This is a genomic window from Halomicronema sp. CCY15110, from assembly GCF_016888165.1.
In the GTDB taxonomy this organism is placed as follows: domain Bacteria; phylum Cyanobacteriota; class Cyanobacteriia; order Phormidesmidales; family Phormidesmidaceae; genus Halomicronema.
Genome location: NZ_JACSWC010000336.1, coordinates 1 through 2493, shown reverse-complemented (window position 1 = coordinate 2493; position 2493 = coordinate 1). Strand labels below are relative to the sequence as shown.

The 2493-nt window shown below is 55.4% G+C and carries 4 protein-coding genes; all 4 read right to left on the bottom strand.

Annotation, left to right across the window (positions count from 1 at the left end):
* Positions 1–14: 14 nt before the first annotated feature.
* Positions 15–488: a hypothetical protein gene (locus JUK32_RS16170; protein ID WP_204139899.1), complete on the bottom strand. Its 474-nt coding sequence runs from the start codon at positions 486–488 to the stop codon at positions 15–17.
* A gap of 144 nt (positions 489–632) precedes the next feature.
* On the bottom strand, positions 633–902 hold the full coding sequence (locus tag JUK32_RS16165; RefSeq protein ID WP_204139898.1) for a hypothetical protein: 270 nt from the start codon (positions 900–902) through the stop codon (positions 633–635).
* Between the two features lie 14 nt (positions 903–916).
* The gene (locus JUK32_RS16160; RefSeq protein WP_204139897.1) at positions 917–1066 is read right to left on the bottom strand and encodes a hypothetical protein; all 150 of its coding nucleotides are present in this window, start codon (positions 1064–1066) and stop codon (positions 917–919) included.
* A gap of 87 nt (positions 1067–1153) precedes the next feature.
* A complete protein-coding gene (locus JUK32_RS28485; protein ID WP_309224561.1) occupies positions 1154–2431 on the bottom strand; it encodes an FAD-dependent oxidoreductase in 1278 nt (425 codons plus the stop codon).
* Positions 2432–2493 lie beyond the last annotated feature (62 nt).

Below are 2493 nucleotides of genomic sequence, written 5' to 3'. Positions count from 1 at the left end.
AGAAACCTCATGTCTCAACCGCTCGATTGCTTGCCAAAGCTAAAGCTGAGAAGAAAGCACCTTGAAAGGGCTGGCTCCTGCACCTGTTCCGGAGCTTTGAAGGATGCCACCTGCTGAAAGCCGTTGAGCCCGGATTCTGGATAAAAGGGCAGTACGTCGATGCGGCCGTCGTAACCGGCCTGGTATTTGCCCTGGAAGTACTGCAGGGTCGAGAGCCGGGCCGCCACAATCAACTGTTTTGACCAGGCCCGGTTGTAGGGAGCGGTGGGAGGCTGTAGTTGGATATCCGTTTGCCCCGCAGCCAGGTTTTGTACCGTCTCCAGGCTGGCCTGGTAGGCTGCTTGCACCTGCGTTTGGGGATCGTATAAGGCCTGTAGTTCGGCCTGTTCCGCTTCTGTCGCTCGCCGCTCCAGGGTGTTGCGTCCCAAGATGGCCGCCACGGTGGCTCCCAAGCCGCCCCAGAGGGCCTGTCGTCGTTTAAGCTGCATCTTGCTTACCCCTTAGAGCAGAGTCTGTTGTCACTATCGGTATCCCACTCAAATAGCAATGGTTGATGGCCTGCCCGACTCCCCAAAAGAGGGCAAAGAAAGCAAAGCCGGGGGCTAATCCTGCCAGCAACGGTATCCTGATTCCTAAAGTGACTCCCCCAAAATAAACCACCCCCCCAGGAGTACAGCTCCAGCCAGACTGACGAGCAAGCTCAGCTTGGCGACAGTATCTGGTTTGTAACCCTGCCAGAGGCGAATAACTCGCTTGGCCATCAGCGCCAGCAGCACTGGCAGACCGATGATCTTGAGCACCATGCTGTAGGGAATCGGCAGCAGTGCAAGGAGGGCTGCCCCCAGGGCAAAGTCGAGAATCAGTCCTCTGGCACGGCGGTTAAGGGGCGTTGGGTTAGACATGGCCAATGATCTCCTTAGCTTGGGAAAGCGTTGCGAGCTAAGCCAGTATCGATAAATCGACCGGCATCTCCCGTTTTGGCGTAGTGGTAAAGGGAGGTCTGAAGAATGCCATTGATGGCTCCTGTAATCAGGGCGATCGCGCTAAAGGTGCAAACAATTGACAATTTTACGGGCCATTGGAGTTCTCCTAATAAGCGTGATTAAGGGGGCTTGATTTCAGTCATCGAGGTGGCGGGGTAAATGTGCGATCGCTACCAACCCGGATTCCAATCATCCCAATCCGTATTGAAGATGGATGTATTGGGGAAACTGACGGGGTTTCCGGACGCGGCAATTTCCGCTTGCAATTGCTCGAGTAGAGGTTCCCGGCTCGGCAGGTTGTCGACTAACTCATAGGGCATGACGCCATTGCGCAGGGCAAAGTCGAGGGTGTGAGCTGCCCCTGTCCCCACGGCCCACTCAAAGGAGTGAACTCGGTAGGAAGCGGTGACGATATAGCTAGCGGCAATGCTTTTACCCGCCACGACAAGGTTATCAATCTCTTGGGGAATCAGCGATCGCAACGGAATCTGTCCCGGATAAGCCGGACTGTGAGCCTGCCGCACCCCTGGCCGTTCAACATTACCGGGTTTTTCTACCGGGGTTTCTAACATGCAGGGATGGAAGTCGATGGCGTACTGAGCGATACCCACTGAATCTGGGAAGATCCGGGCTCGGGTTCGCTGGGAAATTTCGCTGGCGGGCTTATCTTCCACAATAGCGGCAGTGGCATCTTGGCGAGCGAGTTCCTGGCGTAGACGGCGATAGGTCTCAGGGTCCAAGGTTTCTTGATAATACGGATCTTCGCTGTAGTCCTGCCACGAAATATCCACCTCATTCACCTGGAAGCCTGACGCATAGCCCAGTGCAGGACGCCCCAGGATGCGCCGCCCTTCCCGGATGTAGGGATATTTGGATAGGCCATGTTCGGTGCCCATCGGGGAATCCAGCCCTTGCAGGTAAACCTGGTAAGGGTCAGGTTCTTTTAAGCTATCGTCTCTGACGGCATTGCTATCGCCCACCGCCAGCCAGTAGAAATAACCGATCGCTATTTCCTCCCCTTTGCGGAGGGCATCGGTGCGTAACCCTCCCATCCAGCCGTCCGGTTCTAGTTGTCCGGCGGTGATTAACTGGTCACGGGTCAGAATAAAGTTATCGTTGGCATGTCCGGGGCTATAGTCGTTGCCCCGCCCCCAGTTCTGCATCGAAATATCCCCGGCACTCATCCAGGGTTCGCCGTAGATGCCGACCCGATCAGAATCGGCCCCAGCGTGCCAGATACGACGGTAGGTAAAGACAAAGTTGAACCAATCTTCGGCAGTTTCGAGATAGTCGCGCCCCTCATCCCAGCTATAGAAGGGCTCATAGGTTTCGTAAAATTCGGGCAAATCGTAGGATTGCGGCTCTGCCGTGCGCTGCATCGCAAAGGTATAGGTAAAGCCCTGGGTACAGTAAGGATCGCGTTCGGTGACGGGGGCTACTAAGTACACATAAGTTATCCGTCATGACTGGCCCGTGATTCAGCCCCCTAAATCCCCCAAATTTGGGTATT